Consider the following 20,664-nt stretch of genomic DNA (forward strand, 5'->3'; position numbering starts at 1 on the left):
TTTCTACTCAATGCTTCTCCATAAATACAATGTGGCGTAGCTTAAATACGGTGACCACGCTTCGCTAAATTGATCCATTTCTTCACTTGTTGGCTTTTTTTCAAGCTTGAAATGCTTTTGAATGGCTTTTTGGATGCCGATATCTGCTTTTGGAAAAAGGTTCGGTCGACCTAGTCCTGATAACAATACATTTTGCGCAGTCCATGGCCCGATCCCTCTAATTTTCACTAATTCCTTTATAACGTCTTCATCGGAAAACTCGTTCAGTTTTTCTAGATTGAGTTTTCCTTCTGTAATCAGGCGTGATGTATCAATCACATATTCCGCTTTTCTTCTACTAAACTGTAGCTCTGTTAGCTGCTCGTACTCGAGTGGTGCCACCTGTTCTGGCTTTGGATAAAACCATACATCATCTACCTGATGCCCAAATGTTTTAACAAACCGTTCTGATAAGGTGTGGGCAAAAGCTAAGTTTAACTGCTGATGTATAATACACTTCATCAAACAGCTGTAAAGATCAAATTCTAACACAAGTGGCGTTCCTGCGTGCTGTTCGAAGATTTGAGAAATATTGGTTTGCTTAAAATGGTCTGTCAGTGCATGTAGTGAAAAATCCCATTGAAATATTCTTCGGATTTTTTCAATTGCTTGAATCTTAGTCTCACCATCTGTACCACTTATGTTAAAAACTGGTTCTTCAACTGTACCAAGGGCTTGTACCTTTACAACATAAGGCTTGTCTTCTATAACTAAAGGAACTTGTATGTAGCGTTCCTCTTGATTTAACGCGACTACAGGGTCCATGGAAATCCTGTCTAAAACTTGCTCAAAATGATAGGGACCGTCAACTTTTACCGTTTCACTCCACATAAGATTCTCTTCCTTTTAAGCTTTTACCCTTATTATAGCATTTTCAATGGGAGGAGGTCGCAAACTAGAAAAATCCCTTTGAATACATCAAAGGGAAAGTAAATATGGATGATCCAGCATCTTACCGATCATAATATCATCAAGACTTTTAAACGTATACCCTTGCTTTTCAAGCTCAACAATTGCGTGATCAAGTGCTTCTGCATTATCTTTAGAAACTGTGTGTAGAAGCAAAATACACCCTGGATGAATTTGCTTCATAATGTTATCGTACGAGTATTTCCATCCTTTTTGTGCGTCTGTTTTCCAATCAACAAATGCAAGAGACCAAAATACAGAAGTATAGCCAAGCTCTTTTGCATCAGCCATTACTTTTTCACTAAAAATTCCTCTAGGTGGACGAAGATAGTTCATTCCTTTTTGATCAGTGAGCTCCTCCACCTTTAAGCGGACAGATTCTAATTCTTTTTTAAATTCAGTTGGACTTTGAGTTGTGAGATCAGGGTGATACCAGGAGTGATTCCCGACAATGTGGCCCTCATTGACCATTCGCTTTACTAAGTCTGGCTCAGTATCCAAGTAGTGGCCAGTAACAAAAAAAGTTGCAGGTACGTCTCGTTTTTTTAACACATCTAATACCTTTGCCGTGTAGCCATTTTCGTAGCCGTTATCAAAGGTTAAGTAAATTTCCTTTTTGGATGTGTTTCCTAAATAAAAGGAGCCATGCTTTTCTAGTAACTCATCTAATTCTTTTCCTGCCGATGCAGGTTCATGATTTTGACTTTTCTTGAATCCCCAATGAATTGGTTTATTTGACACCGCGAAGGCACTCGACGTTGCAGTTGTAAAAGAAAAAAGGAAAACGATGCTAAGTAAGAGTGACCATTTTTTCATCTTATTCTCTCCTCATCTTTACATGGTTGTATAGGTTATAGTGTTGATTGAGGGAGAAATATCATACTAGAAAAAATCTCCAGTGTGGAGCTTTGGCGTGGGGTCGGGCGGTTTTTAAGGTTATATGAAGTATTTTTTTCAATTTGATGTTAAACTCGCAAAATAGCCGGCTATTTTGCGAAATTTTCGAGCTTCTATTTGTGATTTCGGGGTCCTATCCGCGATTCCAGGCCGCTTATCCGCGATTCTGGACCTCCTTTCCGCGATTCCGAACCTCTTATCCGCGATTCTGGACCTCCTATCCGCGATTCCGACTCTCCTATCCGCGATTCCGACTCTCCTATCCGCGATTCCGACTCTCCTATCCGCGATTCCGAGACCCCTATCCGCGATTCCGGACCTCCTATCCGCGATTCCGGACCTCCTATCCGCGATTCCGACTCTCCTATCCGCGATTCCGACTCTCCTATCCGCGATTCGGGCACATTCGCCAAATTTCGCCATCACTGACTTCTTCCAGAAACCTATTTTTCTCCAAAACAAAAGGATGGCTCTACACTCAGCCATCCTTCTATCCATTAACTTGCGAATTCTTTGACATCCGTTTTTTTGTTTTTCCTTCTAAAAATCCGAGTGAATCCGTTTCCGATTCCGTTAAAGATACGGTACACGGCTGGGATAAGGACTAGTGTAATAATGGTTGCAAATAGCAGGCCAGAGATAATGACAGTTGCCATTGGTGCTTGATAGTTGCCTGATGCACCTGAAGCCATCGCTAGTGGAAGCATTCCTCCAGCTGTCGTTAATGTCGTCATAAAGATTGGACGAATACGGTTTTTACCCGCTTCAACTAGAGCATTATTAACACTCATACCATCTACACGTAATTGATTTGTTCGGTCTATTAAGAGAATGGCATTGTTTAGGACGATCCCGATTAACATTATGATCCCCATTCCAGACATCACACTTAGCTCATGCTGCGTAATGAAGAGGCCAGCAATAACACCGACAACGGTCATTGGGATGATCGACATGACGACAAGTGGGTGTGCTAAATTGTTGAATTGAACGGCCATTACTAAGTAAACAAGGAAGATCGCGATTCCTAAAATGAGAATCATGTCTTGCATTAATTCCTGCTGTGATTCAAGATCACCTGCTACAGAAATCGTGTAGCCTGATGGTGCTTCAAATTCATCAATCATTTTTTGAACACTTCGATTAATCGTTCCTAAATCCGTGTCTTCAATGTCAGCAGAAACTGTAATGTAACGCTCACCATTATCATGGTAAATTTCATTTGGTGTATCAACACTTTTTAGCTCAATAAAGGTTGATAACTTTTTCTCTCCGTCCTCAGTTAGGATCTCTTTGTCTACTAGATCTTTTTGCGTATCAGTCGTTGTATCCCATTTCATAATGAGTGGAACATTCAGATCATTTACAGTCATTTCACCAATTGCTGTGTTCATGAATTGCATTTCGATGAACTGCCTTACCTGTGAAGATGTTAGACCAGCATCCTCAATTGCTTTTTCCTTCAATTCAATCACTTGTTCTGAAGACGTTCGTTCCATTGTGTTGGTTACAGCAACAATTCCATCGATATCTTGTAGCTCTTTTTCAAAGTCTGCTGCAAGAGTTTGGAGCTCTCCAAATTCTTCTCCCTTGATTAACACTTGAACTGGATAGCCGCCGCCGACTGAGGTTGCACTCTGAATGCCTTCAATTGCTGTACTTTCCTCTAGCTCACGTAATGAACGTAATATTTCTTCGTTCACTTCTTTTTGCTCCATTGTAATATCATCACCAGTTGTCATGTTGATGATCGTATAGAACATAGAGCCATTGTCCATTACATAATTTTGTTCTACGTCCGTAACCTTCGAGAGCTTTTCATTAATTTTTTGTGCCACTTCTTCTTTTTCTTCAACAGAAATTCCTGTTTCTAATCCAACCATAAGCTCTTGGTAACGATTAAACACATCTGGCATAATGGTCATTGGTATTTTTGGAACTAACGAAAAAGAACCAACGAACATGATAAAGAATAGAACAATCATGATCAAGCTGTTTCGCTTCTTTTTCACAACCCAAGAAATAAGGCCTGCATATTTTCTTAGAAGAGGTCCTTCTTTCTTCGCTTGTTTCTTTCCTAGCTTTAAAAAATTCTCAGACAAGGAAGGGATAAGCGTAAAACTAACAATGACCGAGCTTATTAAGGTGACAGCTACGACAACAGATAAGAGGATCATAAATTGACCCATTTCTCCACCTAATAAACCAATTGGTAAAAACACAACAATTGTTGTAAGCATGGAAGCGAATACGGCCGTTGCCACTTCTTTCGTTCCCTCAACAACAGCTTCAAGTTTTTGGAGCCCTTGTTCTTTTTTCCGATAAATTGATTCTAAAATTACGATCGACGAGTCAACCATCATTCCAATTCCAAGCCCTAGACCGATAAGTGTTAGCATATTAAGGCTATAATCTAACGCCCACATGGATAAAAAGGTTAAAAGAATGGAAGTTGGGATGGAGATACCGACAATTAGAGTAGCGCGGATATTGCGCAAGAACAAGAGCAGGATCATAACCGCGATTGCTCCCCCAATTAAAATATTACTCGAAACTCCATCAATTGAATCCTTCACATAATCTGCTTGGGCAACCATTTCGTTCACTTCAAAGCCTTTAATTAACCCTTCGTCTTTTATGTTCTTCATTTCAGCGCGAATCGCTTCAGCCATTTCAATTTGCGTATAATCTGCCACTCGACCAATTTGAATAAAAATGAAATCCTTCGTTCCATTCTTCCATACAAATGAAGAGCTTTGAATCGGCTCTAATGTTACAGTTGCAATATCGTTCAGCTCAACAAACCCAGCTTGAGTTGGTAGCTTTACCTTTTCAATATCTTCTACAGATTCAAGCTTTGTATTCCAGCGAAGCGACGGTGTGTCCTTGTCTTCCTTAAATTCACCCATTGTTGCTTCTGAATTGGCTTGTTGGATAAAGGCAGTAGCTTCGGTAATGTCCACACCTTTTTCAAGTACTTCCTCTTGATCGAAAGTGATGACCATTTCATATTCTTGGATGCCTGCTAAACTAACTTCACGAACCTCTGGTAACTCTTCTAGCCTTGGTTTCAACACATCCTCAGCAAAGGTCGTCATCTCTTCCATCTCACCGTCAGAGACATCCATGAAAAACTCATAGCTTTGATTAGTCCCATACTGATCTGTCACAACATCCTCGACACCTGACATACCAGCTGTAGCTGTTTGGACGACAGATTCGATTTCGTTTGCCACACCTTCGCCTTTTCCTGTTTCAATTGAAATATTGATACTGGTTCGTCCAATTGAAGTAGTCGACGTCACATCTTCAACTCCATCAATACTTTCAATCCTCTGTTCCAATGGATCTGTAATTGTGCGCTCCACTTCAATGGCCGACATTTCCCCTGCCATAACTTCTACATAAGCTCCATCGAACTCAATTGAAGGCATCAGCTCCTTGTCTAGCTTTAAAAGTGAATACCCACCAACTATAAGCACTAACACTGTCACCAAACTCACTAAGATTTTCCGTTTGACAATAAATTTCAACATCGCTATCCCCCTTGATAACTAAAGCTAATTACCTACCAAAAATCATGTCAAAAGTACGAACTTTCGCTCGCACCTAAGATTTGATTATAGCTCAATTAAAATGGAAAATCTTCCTTTTTTACATTAATTTAACATAAACTGTGAGATTTTAATATAAAGCCTTCTTTTTTGACATTATTTTGAGACTGTATCTTGAAAAGAGAATGAAACATCAGCAAATGCTATTTCAAACAGAAGAGTTATTCACGAATTTAGATACTTTATTTTCGGTTTTTAATTATTTATTCACGAATTTAACCACTTTATTTTCGGTTTTTAATCATTTATTTTCGAAATTCCACGATTTATTTTCGCTTTCTCGCAGTTTATTTTCGAGAATACCGAATTTATTACCTTTTCGACAAAATCCACCCTACACAAAAACCCCTCGGAACATACACATTCCAAGGGGCACACCACTCTATCCTAATTTAAACAAACGTTTATTTAAATACTGGCTCTTTAAATTGAGCAAGCTTTTCTAAAGAGCTTTTATCTACATCCGCGTGTAGGCTGTTACCGTGGGAATCCATCGTGACAACAGCTGTGAAGCCTTCTACCTTTAGATGCCACATTGCTTCAGGTATACCAAATTGCATGAGGTCAACGCCTTCAACGGATTTAATACAATCTGCGTAATATTGTGCAGCTCCACCGATTGCATTTAAGTAGACACCACCATGCTCTTGAAGGGCTTGAAGTGTTTTTGGTCCCATTCCACCTTTACCGATCACCGCACGAATTCCAAAACGCTTCATAATATCACCTTGATATGGCTCCTCACGAATACTTGTTGTTGGTCCTGCTGCTTTTACGTGATAGTTTCCGTCCTCGTCTTTAAGCATAACTGGTCCGCAATGGTAAATAATTTGTCCATTCAGATCAACTGGAGAGTCGTTTTCTGATAAATGTTTATGAATGGCATCACGTCCTGTGTACATCATGCCATTAATGTGAACAACGTCACCCACTTTCAGCTCACGGATTTTTTCTTCCGTAATGGGTGCTTCTAATACGACTTCACGTGGCGCTTCCACCACTTCTTCCGTTGCCGCTACTTCATTCTGACCGAACTCGACATCTTCTCCGTCTTGGTAGAACCATTCTTGAATTGAGCCTGTTTCTGGGTCTAGATGAACACCTAAACGTCGGTACGCCCAGCAATTGTATGCAACAGATACAAAGAAGCTAGCTGGAATACGGTGAATAACACCAATTTTACAGCCCAGTAGTGTTGTTTCTCCACCAAAGCCCATTGTTCCAATTCCAAGCTCATTCGCATGCTTTACGACATATTCCTCTAATGCACGCAAATCTTCTTGTTCATTTACATCATCAACACGGCGGAATAGCTGGTCTTTAGCAAGCTCATAGCCACTCGTGCGATCTCCCCCAATGCCTACACCAATGAAGCCAGCGCTACAGCCTTGTCCTTGGGCTTGATAGACAGAGTGCATGATACATTTTCGAATTCCATCAAGATCTCGTCCAGCTTTTCCTAGTCCTTCTAGTTCACAAGGAAGACTGTATTGGATGTTTTTATTTTCACAGCCGCCACCTTTTAAAATCAGGCGTGCGTCAATATAATCCTTTTCCCATTGCTCAAATTTAATGACTGGAGTACCAAAGCCTAAATTATCACCACTGTTGTCACCTGTGATGGAATCAACTGAGTTAGGACGAAGCTTTCCATCCTTTGTTGCTTGAGCAATCGCACGTTTAATTTCTTCCTTCATCACAAGCTGATTCGCGCCAACAGGTACCTTTATTTTAAAGGTCGGTAAGCCCGTGTCCTGGCAAATAGGCGAAATGTTTTCATCAGCCATTTTAATGTTGTTAGTAATCGTCGCAAGTGACATAGCAGAACGAGTTCCAGCGCTTTCCTTTAGCTTAGCAGCAGCAATCGCTCTTCTCACGTCTTTTGGTAAATTGGTCGATGTTTCTACAATCAATTGATACATGCTTTCATAAAAGTTCTTCATCTCAAAGCTCTCCCCTTTAACTCCCTATTTCTAGCATTCTATCAGTAAATTCTACGTGCTGTAGCTAGACAAAAGCGCAAGGCTCATCCTATTTAAAAGCACTTGCTCTCATGGTCAAAAAAATCTGTCATTTTCTCCATTTTTATTATACTCCCTTAATGGACTGTTGGAAAGGTTGAATAGAAGCGCTTACAGAAGTAGAGTGAAATTCTTTTAACAACAGAGACGACACTCGGTCTTTCCTAAAAAGACAGGCAAATAAAAAACCCGACCACACACGTGTCAGGCTTCCTCCTCAGCTTCTTCTTTCCAATCCTTCTTAAATTGATTTTGTTTAAATTCTAAATCATCTAGCATTTGAATTAAGCGATCAATATCATCTACATCAGTCGATTCAGGATCCATTGAATCTAATACCTCTAGAAACATATTTAAGCGGTTCTTTAAATAAGATAATTGTGAGTCTTTATCATGCACGGCGTTACCCATATGACACTCTCCCTTCAAATGATTTTATCGTAGACGATACGACACAATTTGACAAGCTTCTATAAACTTTCCTATCTTTTATCATGAAGAAAATGTCTTGTCATGATACAATGTAAGCTATGTTAATTACCCAGTAGCAGTGAAGTTTAAACAGAAAAAAGGAGTATTCGAATGAATGCAACAAAACCATTACCACCTATTACAACCTCATTTGATCCATGGGAAGCATATATGGATGTTGAGCAATATGGAAAAATGACGTTGACAAATATTGAATTTACCACAACAACTTTATGCAATATGCGATGTGAGCATTGTGCTGTTGGCTATACGTTACAGCCAAAGGATCCGAATGCACTTCCGATTGATTTATTATTAAAGCGTTTGGATGAAGTTCCTACTCTTCGTTCTCTAAGTATTACGGGTGGCGAACCGATGCTGTCGTTAAAATCTGTTGATGAGTATGTTGTTCCTCTTTTAAAGTATGCCCATGAACGTGGGGTGCGTACACAAATTAATTCAAATTTAACCCTTGATTTAAAGAGATATGAGAAAATCATTCCTTATTTAGATGTACTTCATATTTCTCATAACTGGGGAACTGTGGATGAATTTGTTCATGTTGGATTTGCTGTTATGGATCGCAAGCCAACGTATCAGCAACGAGCTGCTCTTTTTGATCGAATGATTGAAAACAGTCGTGCACTGGTTAAAGCTGGTGTGATTGTTTCAGCGGAAACGATGCTGAATAAGAGAACTCTTCCTTATATAGAAAAAATCCACAAGCAAATAGTAGAGGACATGCATTGTCAAAGACATGAGGTGCACCCTATGTACCCAAGTGATTTCGCTAGCGCCCTTGAAACTCTATCGTTAAAGGAAATGCGTGAAGCGATTCATCATTTGCTGGATGTCCGAGATGAGAATGTGTGGATGCTGTTTGGCACACTTCCTTTTTATGCATGCAGTAAAGACGAAGAGGATCTTGCTTTAATTAGACGATTACGTGAAGCGAAAAATGTAACAGTGCGTAATGACCCAGACGGTCGCTCTCGACTAAATGTGAATATTTTTGATGGGGAAATTATTGTCACTGACTTTGGCGATGCTCCTCCACTCGGAAATATTAAAACAGATACGCTTCAATCTGCGTATGATAAGTGGACGGACTCTTCTCTTGCAAAGTCACTTAGCTGTCATTGCCCTGCCGTAAAATGTCTAGGACCGAATATTCTTGTGAAGAATAGCTACTATCAAGATGTTGATTTTACAAATCGAAAATCGAATATATAGGTGACAAACATGAGGGAATTTCTTGAATTCATAAATTTTGATTCTAAATTAGTCAAAATGGTAATCGTCGCACTCATTTTAGTAATTGGCGTTACGGTTATTAACAAGCTTGTTCGAAAATTTTTCGAGCATTCTCATTTTATAGAAGAGCGAAAAGAGAAAACAATTGAGAGTATGGTTCGTTCTCTGACGAAGTATACAGCAACAATCGGCTTTATCTTGTATGTTGTTTCTTTATTTGTTGAAAATTTCGGCTCAATCTTAGCTGGTGCCGGAGTGGCTGGAATTATCATTGGCTTTGGTGCACAAAGTCTGATTCGTGATATTTTAGCTGGCTTGTTTTTAATTTATGAAAAACAGCTCCATCAAGGTGATTTTATTACGATTAACAATACCTTTAATGGAACAGTGGAAGAAATTGGCCTACGTTCACTCAAAATTCGCGAATGGAGCGGTAAGCTTCTTACGATGAGTAACGGTGAAATTAAGCAAATTCAAAACTACAATATAGATCGGATGCGAGTCATTGAACGAGTGGTAGTAAGCTATCGCGAGGATCCGGATCATGTATGGACCATTCTTGAAAAGGCATGTGAGCGTATCAATTTGGAGTATGATGATTGTCTCAAACGAGATCACACAAACTGCATCATTGAACCATTTCAGCTATTCGGAATCACTTCTTTAAATGCAAGCTTCCGCGGCTATGAATATACAATAATTGGGCTTGTGGATGATCAATTTTATTGGAGTACAGCGAAGCAGGCTCGTCGAATTATTGCGAAGACGTTATTTGATGAGAATGTCCAGCTTGCTGAAGAGAAGATTGTGATGGAATCTGGGGATGTGCGGGAACGAGGTTGATTGGGGAGGTTTCTGGAAGGTTGCCAAGTAGAATCGATTCCAGACGGCAGCTTGGCTTAACAGGTGCGAGCGAAATTTGCAGCTTTATGTCGAAAAGTGAATAAATAGGGCAAATTCGAAAATAAAAGTGGAAAAAGCGTTAATAAATGTTCAATATCCGAAAATAAACCCATCAAATTCGAAAATATGGGTATCCGTCCTGTCCGTGAAAAGAGCGGTGATCAAGCAGAGGCAAGTAAAAAAGATCAATACGACCCATGCGTATTGATCTTTTTCTTTATTTTGGTTGATCTGATGTGACAAATCCGAAAGATGCGTGGTCTTGAAGTGGTATCCATGCGCCAATTCCTTGAGATGTGATGTTTTTGACGACGATGCTCTTTTTGTTCCCTTTTAGGACAAGGTAAACTTCGCCATATGTGACTTTGCCTTTTTCATTCACAGCTGGTGCGTACGCATAGAGATAGCCTAGCTTTTTTGGTGGAATGTTGTACACCTGATCTTTTTTCGTACCTGCTCCGATGATTGTTTCAAAGGATAGTGGGAGGCTTGTTTTTTGCATGGCCTTAAGAAGCATCATCGTTTTGACGTCCTCTGCTTTTGGAACCTTTGCCGTTAGCCCACCTTTAATTGACTTTTGTGCTTCCTGCTTGTAGTGAATTTGAACAGGCGATTTTCCACCGCGATTGTCCTGGTAATTCGTGTTGATCTTTTGGTATTCCCAATTTGTTGTGGTTTCGGTTGATTCGTAATTTAGCGCCCATTGGCCCAAATAGATCGTCGCTCGGTAGCCAAAGGCAAGTGGTGCATCAGAGATCGTCGATTCATTTAGAATCTTGATTAGATCTGGATTTTCAATTGGCACTTCAGATGAGTCAATTAACTGTTGCGTTAGCTCACTTGGCTGTAAATATGGCATATCTTGAGTTGGATTTGGATAGGTATTTTCTTTTGAAATGTCCATAACTGAGCTAGGAATTTTAGGCTTTTGTTCCTTGCCCTCAGCAAAAACAGCTCTTGAAAAACTAACGGATAAAAGCAAAACTAAAGAAACGAGCAAAGCTTTTTTCATTATTTCTACTCCTTTCAACATGCTTATCCATAGTCTTTTCAAGTATGTTTTTGTTTATCCAATTATTTTTTGCTTAATGCTTCAAAGCGTTTTGAAACAGGTCCATTGAATAATTGGATGATGGGACCGATTAAAAAGGTGATGATGATGGTACCTACTCCAATTGGTCCGCTTAGAAGAAAGGCTAAAAGTAAGGCAAATAGCTCGGTAATTGTTTTGGCAACCATTAAATTCATATGAAAGCGTTCATGAAGGGATAGCATGAGCTGATCGATCGGATTAGCCGGAAATGTAGATTGTAAGTAAAGGGAAACACCAAATGCAATCAACAGGATTCCACCCACAAGCGCCAGAATCTGAGGGCCAAGTGTGTTAAATTCAATGTTTCGTAGAACAAAAATCATCCAGAAATCAACACTAAATCCGATTAGAAATAACGTCATTAATGCTAGAAATTTTGGTTTTGCATGTTGAATAAGTGCATTTACAAAGATCAGTATGATACCGACAATAATGACCCAGCTTCCAACTGTGAAGCCGATTGTTATTGAAAGTCCTACGTTTAAGGCATCCCAAGCTCCTGCCCCTAAGTCTGCCTTAATCGTCAATACAACACCTAGCCCGATTAAGATAAGTCCAATTGTGTAAAAGCTAATTTTTGTTTTCATTCTTCATTTCCCCTTTACTAGCTGTGCGAAAATTCTAACAGATTATTTACAGTGATTCTCGTTTAGGGTATAATAAACCTATACAAAAGAGTGTCTCTAGATGTAGGTAGCATTATTTTGTAAACGTTACCAATATCTGTAGTTTTACTGTTTCGTCCTACACATAGATAAGACTCTGTGCCCCTAGCACAGAGTCGTTTTTTTTGTACGTTCATTCTTTATAGTAAGTAAAAGCCTATTCCCATAATAACATAGGCAGCTAGCAAAGTGGCACCTTCAAACCAGTTTGTGTCTCCGTCATTTGTGATGGAGATGGTAAGGAGGACTGCTGTTGCCATTGAAATTAGTTCTGGTAATGTAAAAACAAGCGGCATTTTCTGATCGAAAAATAATGAGAGTAAAACAAGTACTGGTGCAACAAACATCGCAACTTGTAATGTGGAGCCTACGGCTATCTCGACCGCGATGTTCATTTTATTTTTATAGGCCATGATGATGGCTGAAGCATGCTCTGCAGCATTTCCTACGATCGCAACGATAATGACCCCAATAAATAGTTCTGACCAGCCAAATTGTTCTCCGACTACTTCAAACGTATGAACAAGATTTTCTGACACGTACGCAACAGCTGCCGTTGATAATAGTAAAATCGTGATTGCTTTTCCTTTTGACCATTCTGGTTCTTCATGCTCTTCTACTACATCTGATTTCTGCTGATATACTCCGCGATGTGTGACAAGTCTAAAGAATAATGCTGCCAAGTAAAGCACGATTAAGATGATAGAGATTCCCACACTAAGTGATAATGTTTTTGCTTCGTTCATTTCCATTGAGAATACTTCCGGAATAACGAAAGCGACAATTACTGAGAACATTAGTAGACCTGAGTTATGGCGCGCGTCGTACACATTAAATTCCTGACGCTTAAACTTTAATCCTCCAATGAAAAAGCTAAGACCTGCGACAAGTAAGAGGTTCCCTATAACAGATCCTGTAAGCGAAGCAAGTACCACTCCTACTAAGCCTGCCTTTAAAGCAAAAATTGAAATAATCAGCTCAACTGCGTTACCAAATGTCGCATTAAGGAGACCACCAATTCGTGGACCTGCGACTATTGCAAGACTCTCAGTTGCTCTCCCCATAAACCCAGCTAATGCAATAATGGTTAAGCAATAAATAATAAACATTAGGGTTGAAGACCAATGAAGAATGCTCCCTACTACGGAAAGCGGCACTCCAATCATGACCATGAGTGTAAATAAACGATTGACCAATTGTATCACCTTATTTTCCAATGGATTAGTAAGTAGACCCTATTTTGTATTATAATCCTTTCATTTAAGTGAGGAAAGTTTATCCTTTTTTAATTTCTTTATGGGGAACGTATGATTTTAGGTTTTTATCCCACATTAATAAGGGTACGTATTACTATACATACGCTTATCTAGCGTACACTTAAACCATAGAAAAGGAGTTTTCTCTATGAGCGACTTAAAAGAAAAATTACTACACGTTGTGGAAAATCATAAGGTAGGTACTTTAGCAACAATTAGACAAAACAAGCCTTTTTCACGTTTTATGATGATTTTTAATGATGAGCTTGTGTTATATACGGCGACAAACCGTGAGACACATAAAGTTGAGGATATTGAGGCAAATCCTAATGTTCACGTGCTTTTAGGAAACGAGAGTAAAAGCTGGGACGAGCCCTATGTGGAAGTAGAGGGAACTGTAGCTGTTGAGGAATCCAAGGAATTAAAAGAAAAATTCTGGAACGATCACCTCAAAAACTGGATTCCAAGTGCAGATGATCCAAACTACCTGCTTCTAAAAATCACGCCAAGCGCGTACCGATACTTTGAGAAATCCTCAAGTGAAGCAGAAACCTACACATTTTAAGGGGCCAGTCCCTCATCACGTTAAAGGAGCGGGGGCCTGGCCCCCGCTCCTTTAACGTATTAAAACATATTTCTCTTTCCCCAACACCCTTACACTAGCTCGAAGGTTTCTTCTATTTCAATACTACCTTTTACGGATTGTGCCATTGGACAGTTTTTGCTGGCAAGCTCGATGGATTGCTTAATTTTGTTTTCGTTGAGGTTTTCCCCTTTTATACGATAATGAATATAGATTTTCTCGATTCGATTTGCTTCCTCTTCAATCCGATCAACTTTCGTGTCAATCGTCATATCTTCAATTTGAATTCTCTTCTTTTCTAGTATCTTACGGAGTACACCACCACTGCATACTGCAATGGAAGCCACCATTAGTTGGAAAGGTCTGAAGCCGTATGCTTCATCTCCTGCTACATGAAGTTCTCCATATTCTGTCGTTGTCGTAAATCCCACATCTTTTTTCATCTTAAATTCCATGATGTCACACCTCTTGTTTTTTAACGATATTGTAACGCAAAAAGGTAACGATAGGGAAGTTTGATGAATTCCCCCTTGTTAAAACACCCAATTCATACTAAAGTTATACAGGGTATATGGCGGATCGTATAAGAATAAAAGAATAAAAAGGATAGCGTGGACTTAGTTACAATAGCCAAACTCTCCTTCCTTTCATCCTATCCTCCACCAGATTTCATACCCATACCTTTAGGAAGAAATTCGAGGGATACACATGAAAATAAACATTACGAAACAACAAGCAAGGTTTTGGATTTTAGTCTCAATTGTCGGTATATCAGGCTTTAGCCAAGGTATGCTTTTACCGCTTATTGCTGTGATATTTGAAAACAGTGGCGTGTCCTCTGATCTAAATGGACTGAACGCTACTGCTATGTATATAGGCATTTTACTAATCTCACCTTTTATGGAGCAGCCCTTAAGGAAGTTCGGCTACAAACCGGTCATTATTATTGGCGGTTTACTTGTCGCCCTTTCTCTAGGACTATTTCCCCTTTGGAAATCCTTTTGGTTTTGGTTCATTCTTCGACTTTTCATTGGAATTGGTGATCATGCCCTTCATTTCGGAGCCCAAACTTGGATTACAAGCTTTTCACCTGAGAATAAGCGTGGACGGAACATTTCTCTCTATGGATTGTTTTTCGGAATTGGTTTTGCCGTTGGTCCATTACTCACACCATTAGTCAAAATAAATGAATCCCTACCTTTTATTCTTTCTTCTGTTCTTTGTTTTATTGGTTGGCTCTTTTTGTTCCTACTCAAAAACGACTATCCAGAACAAACACTTGAAGTAAATTCTATACGAGAAACGTTTAAACGATTTCGTCGGGCATGGGCATATGGCTGGGTCGCATTCCTTCCCCCATTAGGCTATGGATTTTTAGAAGCATCATTAAATGGCAGCTTTCCGGTCTACGGGCTTCGTATCAACCTAACTGTGACAACAATTTCTATCCTCCTCTTTGCTTTTGCTATTGGAGGGATTGTTTTCCAGCTACCATTAGGAATCCTTAGTGATAAGCTCGGTAGAAGAAATGTGCTCTTGACCATTCTGTTTCTTGGCTTTTTAAGCTTTACGATCGCAAGCTTCCTTGAGCATACAGTAATCGGTTTAACAATTAGTTTGTTTTTTGCAGGCATGCTAGTGGGCTCTACTTTTTCACTTGGTATTAGCTACATGACCGATCTTATGCCACGGAACCTACTCCCAACCGGGAATTTATTATGTGGTGTAGCATTTAGTGTCGGAAGCTTAGCTGGTCCATATTTAGGCGGGCTTTTTATCGAATATATCCAAAATGTAAGCTACTTTCTTATCATTAGCATCATGCTATTATTCTTGTTCCTCACGCTTTTCTTTTATAAACCACAGACCTTTACTGAATTCAAAAAAGATACAGCAAGCCTTCAGTAAAAAAACAGCACGCTAACAACCACTCGGTACCCAGGTAAAGGGTCGGAATGATTTAGATCCGATCCCTTTCTTCCATCGAGTTTTAAACGATTATCTCGGAAATTTTGTAGACGTAGTAACTAATTAGTTGCTGCGTTTTTTAAAATGAAATGAGCTATTTCGTAAGCAGGGGTGCATTTTATAAGGCTATTTACGCATCGATTGTTGCATCCAAAGTGTCGGATTTTCCCACTAGGTACAAGGTTCTTCTTCTGACTGTAAGGGCATGTAGCCTATCTTTAAAATAACTACTAACTAGCAACAAAGTTAAGAAAAGAGCTTTTTATAAACACTTTAATTTTTCTTCAAACGAGTAATTTTTTTCAAGCTGCAGGAATAAATGAAATAACAAAGAATTACATATTATGGATGTTTTTTTCAAGGAGGGATAATGGTGCGATCATGCATACTATTATATTAGGTTCTCTGTCTGTAAAGAGAGTCGCTCTGTTAGATGTGAATGACGACATTATTCTTTTTACATACATAAAAAACAGCAACAAGTCCTAAGAAAAGAGCAGAGCCTTTCTTTAAGAAGGGGAAATGTTCTTAAAAGGCCGCATTTGAAAAACATATCTAAAGGAGGGTGAAAACATGCAAGAAACTCCATCTGGTAAACAAGTAGGAGCAGGAAGTTTATCATTAGTCCTTAGCATCATAACTATCATTTATATGCATTTTACTATTAAAGGAAAAAAAGTAGGGGAGATCCTAGTAGATCTATACCATATACCTGTTCCTTATTATGTTATTGGCCTATTACTCTTCATGATTGCTATTAGTATTGGTATAAGATTCAAAACCCATAAATTTTCAAAAGTAGGTCTTGTGATATCCCAGCTTTTTATCGGAATGTATCTTCTCTTTTTTGTCTTAGGGTTTATACAGCAGTTTTTTTTCTAAGCCCCTTTTAAAGCCTAACGTGATTGTTGATTTTCGTGACAGGCATCTTGCTTCCTGCAGGCTGTCTAGTTGATCCTCGACGGCACTCACATGTGCAGTGTCATTCACTCAATCAACGTAACGTACTGTAACATAAAGCAAAGCGAGTCCAAAGAACCTCCCATTAAAATTCATTTATTCATTATCAATACCCGTATTCATTAAAAGCTTCTTCCGTACCATTAAAAACATTTACATCGATAAATTTTTCAACACCGTTGTAACCCTCTAAACGTTCGCGGTCGGTGTACTGCCAAAATGTCCAAGGTCTATTATCTGATAATGCAGGTTTTGTGTAGACATCTCTTATCCAAATATCGCATTCCTCAAAGCTATTTTCTATATACAAGTCATATGCCTTTTTTGTTGTGTAAAGAATGACCCTCTTTCCGTAATGCTCCTCAAGGATATTGACCATTATTTGAAGCTCCTTCTCTACGTGACTACGTTCTGGAGGATTTTTTTCTTTATCACCATAGAACTCAACATCAATGACTGGTGGTAAGGCTTGCTTCATAATCGGCACTGTTTTTATAAAATTCTCGGCTTGTGTTTTCCCCTCGCTATCATAGCTAAAAAAATGATAGGCACCAATCCGAAGTGACGTATTTGCTGCATCTTCCCAATTTTTCTTAAAATATTGATCGACAAATGTGCTACCTTCAGTCGCTTTAATAAAAGCAAATTGAATGTTTTGGCTTTCAAACTCTTGCCATTCGATTTCGCCTTGATAAGACGAAACATCAATGCCTTTCACAGGATATGACTTAGCTGCAAAAGAATTAGGAATGATGAACCCTTGATACCATAAGAAACCTACAATTAATAAGACCATCATGAGAAATACAATGGAAAATCCGACTCGCTTTTGTATTGTCTTCTTCATCTTCCTCACACCAAACTTCCTTTTTTTACTAATCATTATAGCTTATCCCAACAAATTTTCTGAAAAAACTTTTAAAAATGATTGAACATTTTATTTTATCTGTTATATAATAGAATTAACAAAAATAAACTGTATCATAACAAACAAAAGGGAGATGGAAACGATGATGAACAGACAAGAACGCAGGAATATGATTGAATTTATTGAAAGAATGAAGGATATTGATAAAAGCTCTTTTCTTTATATGACAGATGCGGATATTGAGCATATTTACAGCACAATTTATAATCATTACATTGAACATGCAGAATGAAACAATGAAAAAGGCTGACTAGGGAACGTCCACTAGTCAGCCTTTTATCACTTAATGATAGCCATTTTGTCCGTTTGCGCTACCACTTGTTTTATGTTTTGGTTTTTGATTAGCATTTTGCTTGTTATGACTGCCACCTTTTTTTGTATGCTTTGCCATCTTAAAATCCCCTCTTTCCTCTGTAATGTGAAGAATGAACTCTTCATGTATTACTATTCCTCTTGAGGGTGCTTGTTATAAGGCTCAACATTTGGTAACAGGGCTAGGCTGCTTTCCTTCTTTTATATAACAAGGCATTTAGCTCTCCACCTAAGATAATAATCATCCCAGAAAGATACAGCCAAATCATTAGGACAATAATTCCACCGATACTTCCGTAGGTTGCACTGTAGTTCGCAAAGTTCCCGACATAATAGGAAAAAGCCAAAGAAGCAACGATCCAACCTATTGTGGCTGCTATCGCACCGGGTAGTCCGTCCTTTATATGTAGTCGTTTGTTCGGTGCTACAAAATAAAGGGCTGTAAAAACAATAAACAATATTGCTCCACTTACGAGCCAGCGCAATGTATTCCAGATCGTTAAGAATTGCTCAGAAAAACCAAAATTGGAGAATATAAAAAGACCAATTTCTCTACCGAACACGGGTAATAATAATGCAACAACAATGACAAATACCATCGCGATTGTTAGAATAATCGCCATTCCCCTTGCCACAATAAAGGATCTACTCTCCTCCACGTCATACGCTTTATTAAACGCACGGACAATTGCATTGATTCCATTTGAAGCAGACCAAAGTGTTGCGATAATCCCGAAGGATAGTAATCCACCATTTCGATTGTTTAAAATTTGCGCTAGTGTCTCATTAATAATGTCCATTGATTGTCCTGGTGCAAACTCTTCGATTGTACGTAACACATCTTCTTGAGAAATCGGTAAATATCCTAAAAGTGTAATCAAGAAGATGAGAAATGGAAATAAAGATAGGAGAAAAAAATAGGAAAGCTGAGCTGACAATCCTGGGACTTCATCATCTGTAAAGCGTTGTACTAATTCTTTCAAGAATGAACCTTCCTTCAGCACGATCATCACCTCATACTTCCTTAAGATTTTAGTTGTTCTTCGTAAAATGCTCCTTCGTTTCTTGTAGCATTGTTACAATTTGCGGTGTTGCTTCTTTCAGCTCTTTCACTCGTTCATTCACAAACGTGATATCATCTGATAACTCCTTTACGGAATCGGTCATGTGAGTGAACGTTTGTTTCACATCATTTGTTAAGTCTGAAGGATTTTTTGCATACTCCTTCACCTTGCTCGTTGCTTTTTTACCACATTGCATAACATCGTCTCTCGTTTGTTTGTCCAATAATGAAGCGGCCGCTCCGATAAGTGCACCAATTACAATACCGCGCATGAATTTATTTTCCTTGTTCATTTTCCTATTCCCCCTTTCCTTTCAAGTTATGCCTATGTTTGATTTCTTTTAACATGTTTTCACAAGCCTTCAACACCATGTCATATACCTCGTCAAATTGACCAGTGTAGTAAGGATCAGGAACATCTTTTACGGGAGAATCTTCTATGTAATCCAGAAGTCGACGAATGGTACCTGTAGGCAAATCGCCTGCTAATTTTTTACTATTCCCTACATTTTCATGATCCATTCCAATGATATAATCAAATGCTGACAAATCCGATGGTTCCAGTTGTCGTGCTTTTTGACCTTCATATGAAATTTGATACTGATCTAAGATTGACCTAGTGCCCTCATGTGGCGGTTTCCCTATATGCCAATGGCCAGTACCAGCAGAATCCACTACTATATCATCTTGCAAGCCTTCCTGATTAATAAGATGTCTCATCACTGCCTCTGCCATTGGAGAGCGACAAATGTTACCTAAGCACACAAATAAAATACGTATCATCCGTTGATATCCTCCTTTTTATGAATTACCCTTTTTTCTTTATTTCTAACAAGCTTAAAGAAGTCAGTCAAGATGCTCATTAGGCGTTTCACTTTTTAAAAGGGCTCTTTTTTTGAAAAATTATTGCTAAACAACTAGAAATGCATTAGTGACGGGGTATTAATGATAAATAAGGTATTATTCTAAGAAGAAAAGATGTAAAGCGCGTTTTTTTCAAATGACTTAAGTCAAAATAGTTTCCCGAAAACAACCTTTCGTAGAGAATGAGTTGTAAAATACTCCCAAGCTTCGTTGCACACACATTCTTCTGCCAGAATTAAAAGGAACAAGCTTATGAAATGAGTCGAATAGCCTGTTTGTCCTTAAGTTTTTGAATGTCCTGCTATAATTCATGATACAATATCCATATTCATAGTCGAAAGAGGAAAGGATGAAATGTATGAACCTAGCGGAAAAATCAGTTGAAAATGTAGAGTATATGATTGAACAAATTAAAGAAAAGTTACGAGTTCTTAACTTCGGAGCAATTAAGCCATCTCATTTTGATGAGGAAATGTATGAAGAGCTTCGCGATATTTACGAGCTTGTCATGAAAAAAAATACGTTTAGCCCAAATGAAATGCAGGCGATTGCAGAAGAGCTTGGAAATCTTCGCAAGCAACAATAATCTAGTCTTACCTTCTCTTTCTCATCATATGATGTACAAAAAGAGGAGGTTTTTTTATGTTAAATTGGTGGTTAGCGACACTCAGTTTATTTGGATTCCTCGCCGTTTCAATTGCACTCGTCCTTTTTGCTCTTAAAGAATCCATACACTCCGAAGATTCGTATCGAATTGACCCCCTTCCAAATCAAGATGACTCTGACTCTGATGAGAAATAGGAAAATACACGAAAAAAGGATGACTTCGTAGCCAAATCACTTGAAGTCATCCTTATCTATCAC

Annotated in this window: 22 protein-coding genes; 9 read left to right on the forward strand and 13 right to left on the reverse strand. The window is 38.7% G+C overall.

Features of this window, described 5'->3' with window-relative positions; translation table 11 throughout:
- Window positions 1–3: 3 nt before the first annotated feature.
- Together A9C19_RS17565 and pdaA are read right to left on the reverse strand one after the other, a co-directional pair.
- Complete coding sequence (locus tag A9C19_RS17565) at window positions 4–870, reverse strand: DNA-3-methyladenine glycosylase family protein (RefSeq protein WP_072581134.1); 867 nt, start codon at window positions 868–870, stop codon at window positions 4–6.
- 87 nt (window positions 871–957) lie between these two features.
- Entirely contained in the window at window positions 958–1,764 is an 807-nt protein-coding gene (pdaA, locus tag A9C19_RS17570; RefSeq protein WP_072581135.1) for a delta-lactam-biosynthetic de-N-acetylase, read from the reverse strand.
- 175 nt (window positions 1,765–1,939) lie between these two features.
- On the opposite strand from pdaA, the gene A9C19_RS21885 reads away from it, so the two are divergent.
- Window positions 1,940–2,362: a hypothetical protein gene (locus tag A9C19_RS21885; protein ID WP_158515111.1), complete on the forward strand. Its 423-nt coding sequence runs from the start codon at window positions 1,940–1,942 to the stop codon at window positions 2,360–2,362.
- Here the strand turns inward: A9C19_RS21885 and A9C19_RS17580 are convergent.
- The 3 genes from A9C19_RS17580 to A9C19_RS17590 all read right to left on the reverse strand — a co-directional run bounded on the left by A9C19_RS17580 (window position 2,343) and on the right by A9C19_RS17590 (window position 7,891).
- Entirely contained in the window at window positions 2,343–5,381 is a 3,039-nt protein-coding gene (locus tag A9C19_RS17580; protein WP_233499196.1) for an efflux RND transporter permease subunit, read from the reverse strand. The genes A9C19_RS21885 and A9C19_RS17580 overlap by 20 nt on opposite strands.
- A 482-nt stretch (window positions 5,382–5,863) precedes the next feature.
- The gene (locus tag A9C19_RS17585; protein ID WP_072581138.1) at window positions 5,864–7,402 is read right to left on the reverse strand and encodes a fumarate hydratase; all 1,539 of its coding nucleotides are present in this window, start codon (window positions 7,400–7,402) and stop codon (window positions 5,864–5,866) included.
- A gap of 282 nt (window positions 7,403–7,684) precedes the next feature.
- On the reverse strand, window positions 7,685–7,891 hold the full coding sequence (locus tag A9C19_RS17590; RefSeq protein WP_072581139.1) for an SE1561 family protein: 207 nt from the start codon (window positions 7,889–7,891) through the stop codon (window positions 7,685–7,687).
- A gap of 171 nt (window positions 7,892–8,062) precedes the next feature.
- Between A9C19_RS17590 and yfkAB the strand changes: the two genes are divergently transcribed.
- The gene (gene yfkAB, locus A9C19_RS17595; RefSeq protein ID WP_072581140.1) at window positions 8,063–9,184 is read left to right on the forward strand and encodes a radical SAM/CxCxxxxC motif protein YfkAB; all 1,122 of its coding nucleotides are present in this window, start codon (window positions 8,063–8,065) and stop codon (window positions 9,182–9,184) included.
- Between the two features lie 9 nt (window positions 9,185–9,193).
- Window positions 9,194–10,048 carry a mechanosensitive ion channel family protein gene (locus A9C19_RS17600; RefSeq protein WP_072581141.1) on the forward strand — a complete coding sequence of 285 codons (855 nt, stop codon included), beginning with the start codon at window positions 9,194–9,196 and terminating at the stop codon, window positions 10,046–10,048.
- A gap of 277 nt (window positions 10,049–10,325) precedes the next feature.
- On the opposite strand, the gene A9C19_RS17605 is transcribed toward A9C19_RS17600, so the two are convergent.
- The 3 genes from A9C19_RS17605 to cax form a co-directional block, all read right to left on the reverse strand.
- Window positions 10,326–11,120: a YfkD famly protein gene (locus A9C19_RS17605; protein WP_072581142.1), complete on the reverse strand. Its 795-nt coding sequence runs from the start codon at window positions 11,118–11,120 to the stop codon at window positions 10,326–10,328.
- A gap of 62 nt (window positions 11,121–11,182) precedes the next feature.
- The gene (locus tag A9C19_RS17610) at window positions 11,183–11,788 is read right to left on the reverse strand and encodes a YczE/YyaS/YitT family protein (protein WP_072581143.1); all 606 of its coding nucleotides are present in this window, start codon (window positions 11,786–11,788) and stop codon (window positions 11,183–11,185) included.
- A gap of 218 nt (window positions 11,789–12,006) precedes the next feature.
- Window positions 12,007–13,062, reverse strand: coding sequence for a calcium/proton exchanger (gene cax / locus A9C19_RS17615; RefSeq protein WP_072581144.1), 1,056 nt, complete (start codon window positions 13,060–13,062; stop codon window positions 12,007–12,009).
- 208 nt (window positions 13,063–13,270) lie between these two features.
- Between cax and A9C19_RS17620 the strand changes: the two genes are divergently transcribed.
- Window positions 13,271–13,687 (forward strand): pyridoxamine 5'-phosphate oxidase family protein, encoded by a 417-nt coding sequence (locus A9C19_RS17620; protein WP_072581145.1) that lies wholly within the window; start codon window positions 13,271–13,273, stop codon window positions 13,685–13,687.
- 89 nt (window positions 13,688–13,776) lie between these two features.
- Here A9C19_RS17620 and A9C19_RS17625 read toward each other — a convergent pair whose 3' ends face one another.
- Window positions 13,777–14,160, reverse strand: a complete 384-nt coding sequence (locus tag A9C19_RS17625; protein WP_072581146.1) for an OsmC family protein — start codon at window positions 14,158–14,160, stop codon at window positions 13,777–13,779.
- 253 nt (window positions 14,161–14,413) lie between these two features.
- Here A9C19_RS17625 and A9C19_RS17630 point away from each other — a divergent pair, with 253 nt between their 5' ends.
- Window positions 14,414–15,613 carry an MFS transporter gene (locus A9C19_RS17630; protein ID WP_199445795.1) on the forward strand — a complete coding sequence of 400 codons (1,200 nt, stop codon included), beginning with the start codon at window positions 14,414–14,416 and terminating at the stop codon, window positions 15,611–15,613.
- A gap of 633 nt (window positions 15,614–16,246) precedes the next feature.
- The gene (locus tag A9C19_RS17635; RefSeq protein WP_072581147.1) at window positions 16,247–16,555 is read left to right on the forward strand and encodes a hypothetical protein; all 309 of its coding nucleotides are present in this window, start codon (window positions 16,247–16,249) and stop codon (window positions 16,553–16,555) included.
- Window positions 16,556–16,739: 184 nt separating this feature from the next.
- Here A9C19_RS17635 and A9C19_RS17640 read toward each other — a convergent pair whose 3' ends face one another.
- Window positions 16,740–17,480 carry a glycoside hydrolase family 25 protein gene (locus A9C19_RS17640; protein WP_072581940.1) on the reverse strand — a complete coding sequence of 247 codons (741 nt, stop codon included), beginning with the start codon at window positions 17,478–17,480 and terminating at the stop codon, window positions 16,740–16,742.
- 163 nt (window positions 17,481–17,643) lie between these two features.
- On the opposite strand from A9C19_RS17640, the gene A9C19_RS17645 reads away from it, so the two are divergent.
- Entirely contained in the window at window positions 17,644–17,793 is a 150-nt protein-coding gene (locus A9C19_RS17645; RefSeq protein ID WP_199445796.1) for a BH0509 family protein, read from the forward strand.
- Between the two features lie 262 nt (window positions 17,794–18,055).
- Here the strand turns inward: A9C19_RS17645 and A9C19_RS17650 are convergent, their stop codons facing one another.
- From A9C19_RS17650 to A9C19_RS17660, 3 genes are read right to left on the reverse strand one after another with little or no spacing between them, the layout of a single operon-like run.
- Window positions 18,056–18,883 carry a YihY/virulence factor BrkB family protein gene (locus A9C19_RS17650; RefSeq protein WP_072581148.1) on the reverse strand — a complete coding sequence of 276 codons (828 nt, stop codon included), beginning with the start codon at window positions 18,881–18,883 and terminating at the stop codon, window positions 18,056–18,058.
- A 22-nt stretch (window positions 18,884–18,905) separates the two neighbouring features.
- Window positions 18,906–19,229, reverse strand: a complete 324-nt coding sequence (locus A9C19_RS17655) for a YtxH domain-containing protein (RefSeq protein ID WP_072581149.1) — start codon at window positions 19,227–19,229, stop codon at window positions 18,906–18,908.
- 4 nt (window positions 19,230–19,233) lie between these two features.
- On the reverse strand, window positions 19,234–19,719 hold the full coding sequence (locus A9C19_RS17660) for a low molecular weight protein-tyrosine-phosphatase (RefSeq protein ID WP_072581150.1): 486 nt from the start codon (window positions 19,717–19,719) through the stop codon (window positions 19,234–19,236).
- A 439-nt stretch (window positions 19,720–20,158) separates the two neighbouring features.
- Here A9C19_RS17660 and A9C19_RS17665 point away from each other — a divergent pair, with 439 nt between their 5' ends.
- Window positions 20,159–20,386 carry a DUF1128 domain-containing protein gene (locus A9C19_RS17665; RefSeq protein ID WP_072581151.1) on the forward strand — a complete coding sequence of 76 codons (228 nt, stop codon included), beginning with the start codon at window positions 20,159–20,161 and terminating at the stop codon, window positions 20,384–20,386.
- A 56-nt stretch (window positions 20,387–20,442) separates the two neighbouring features.
- Window positions 20,443–20,601, forward strand: coding sequence for a hypothetical protein (locus tag A9C19_RS21890; RefSeq protein WP_158515112.1), 159 nt, complete (start codon window positions 20,443–20,445; stop codon window positions 20,599–20,601).
- The last annotated feature ends 63 nt before the right edge of the window (window positions 20,602–20,664 follow it).

Source organism: Bacillus weihaiensis (assembly GCF_001889165.1).
In the GTDB taxonomy this organism is placed as follows: Bacteria; Bacillota; Bacilli; order Bacillales; family Bacillaceae; genus Metabacillus; species Metabacillus weihaiensis.

Coding starts and splice junctions, on each gene's coding strand:
- A9C19_RS17565 (WP_072581134.1), bottom strand. CDS start 870: ATGTGGAGTGAAACGGTAAAAGTTGACGGTCCCTATCATTTTGAGCAA.
- pdaA (WP_072581135.1), bottom strand. CDS start 1,764: ATGAAAAAATGGTCACTCTTACTTAGCATCGTTTTCCTTTTTTCTTTT.
- A9C19_RS17580 (WP_233499196.1), bottom strand. CDS start 5,381: ATGTTGAAATTTATTGTCAAACGGAAAATCTTAGTGAGTTTGGTGACA.
- A9C19_RS17585 (WP_072581138.1), bottom strand. CDS start 7,402: ATGAAGAACTTTTATGAAAGCATGTATCAATTGATTGTAGAAACATCG.
- A9C19_RS17590 (WP_072581139.1), bottom strand. CDS start 7,891: ATGGGTAACGCCGTGCATGATAAAGACTCACAATTATCTTATTTAAAG.
- yfkAB (WP_072581140.1), top strand. CDS start 8,063: ATGAATGCAACAAAACCATTACCACCTATTACAACCTCATTTGATCCA.
- A9C19_RS17600 (WP_072581141.1), top strand. CDS start 9,194: ATGAGGGAATTTCTTGAATTCATAAATTTTGATTCTAAATTAGTCAAA.
- A9C19_RS17605 (WP_072581142.1), bottom strand. CDS start 11,120: ATGAAAAAAGCTTTGCTCGTTTCTTTAGTTTTGCTTTTATCCGTTAGT.
- A9C19_RS17610 (WP_072581143.1), bottom strand. CDS start 11,788: ATGAAAACAAAAATTAGCTTTTACACAATTGGACTTATCTTAATCGGG.
- A9C19_RS17620 (WP_072581145.1), top strand. CDS start 13,271: ATGAGCGACTTAAAAGAAAAATTACTACACGTTGTGGAAAATCATAAG.
- A9C19_RS17625 (WP_072581146.1), bottom strand. CDS start 14,160: ATGGAATTTAAGATGAAAAAAGATGTGGGATTTACGACAACGACAGAA.
- A9C19_RS17630 (WP_199445795.1), top strand. CDS start 14,414: ATGAAAATAAACATTACGAAACAACAAGCAAGGTTTTGGATTTTAGTC.
- A9C19_RS17635 (WP_072581147.1), top strand. CDS start 16,247: ATGCAAGAAACTCCATCTGGTAAACAAGTAGGAGCAGGAAGTTTATCA.
- A9C19_RS17640 (WP_072581940.1), bottom strand. CDS start 17,480: ATGAAGAAGACAATACAAAAGCGAGTCGGATTTTCCATTGTATTTCTC.
- A9C19_RS17645 (WP_199445796.1), top strand. CDS start 17,644: ATGATGAACAGACAAGAACGCAGGAATATGATTGAATTTATTGAAAGA.
- A9C19_RS17650 (WP_072581148.1), bottom strand. CDS start 18,883: ATGATCGTGCTGAAGGAAGGTTCATTCTTGAAAGAATTAGTACAACGC.
- A9C19_RS17655 (WP_072581149.1), bottom strand. CDS start 19,229: ATGAACAAGGAAAATAAATTCATGCGCGGTATTGTAATTGGTGCACTT.
- A9C19_RS17660 (WP_072581150.1), bottom strand. CDS start 19,719: ATGATACGTATTTTATTTGTGTGCTTAGGTAACATTTGTCGCTCTCCA.
- A9C19_RS17665 (WP_072581151.1), top strand. CDS start 20,159: ATGAACCTAGCGGAAAAATCAGTTGAAAATGTAGAGTATATGATTGAA.
- A9C19_RS21890 (WP_158515112.1), top strand. CDS start 20,443: ATGTTAAATTGGTGGTTAGCGACACTCAGTTTATTTGGATTCCTCGCC.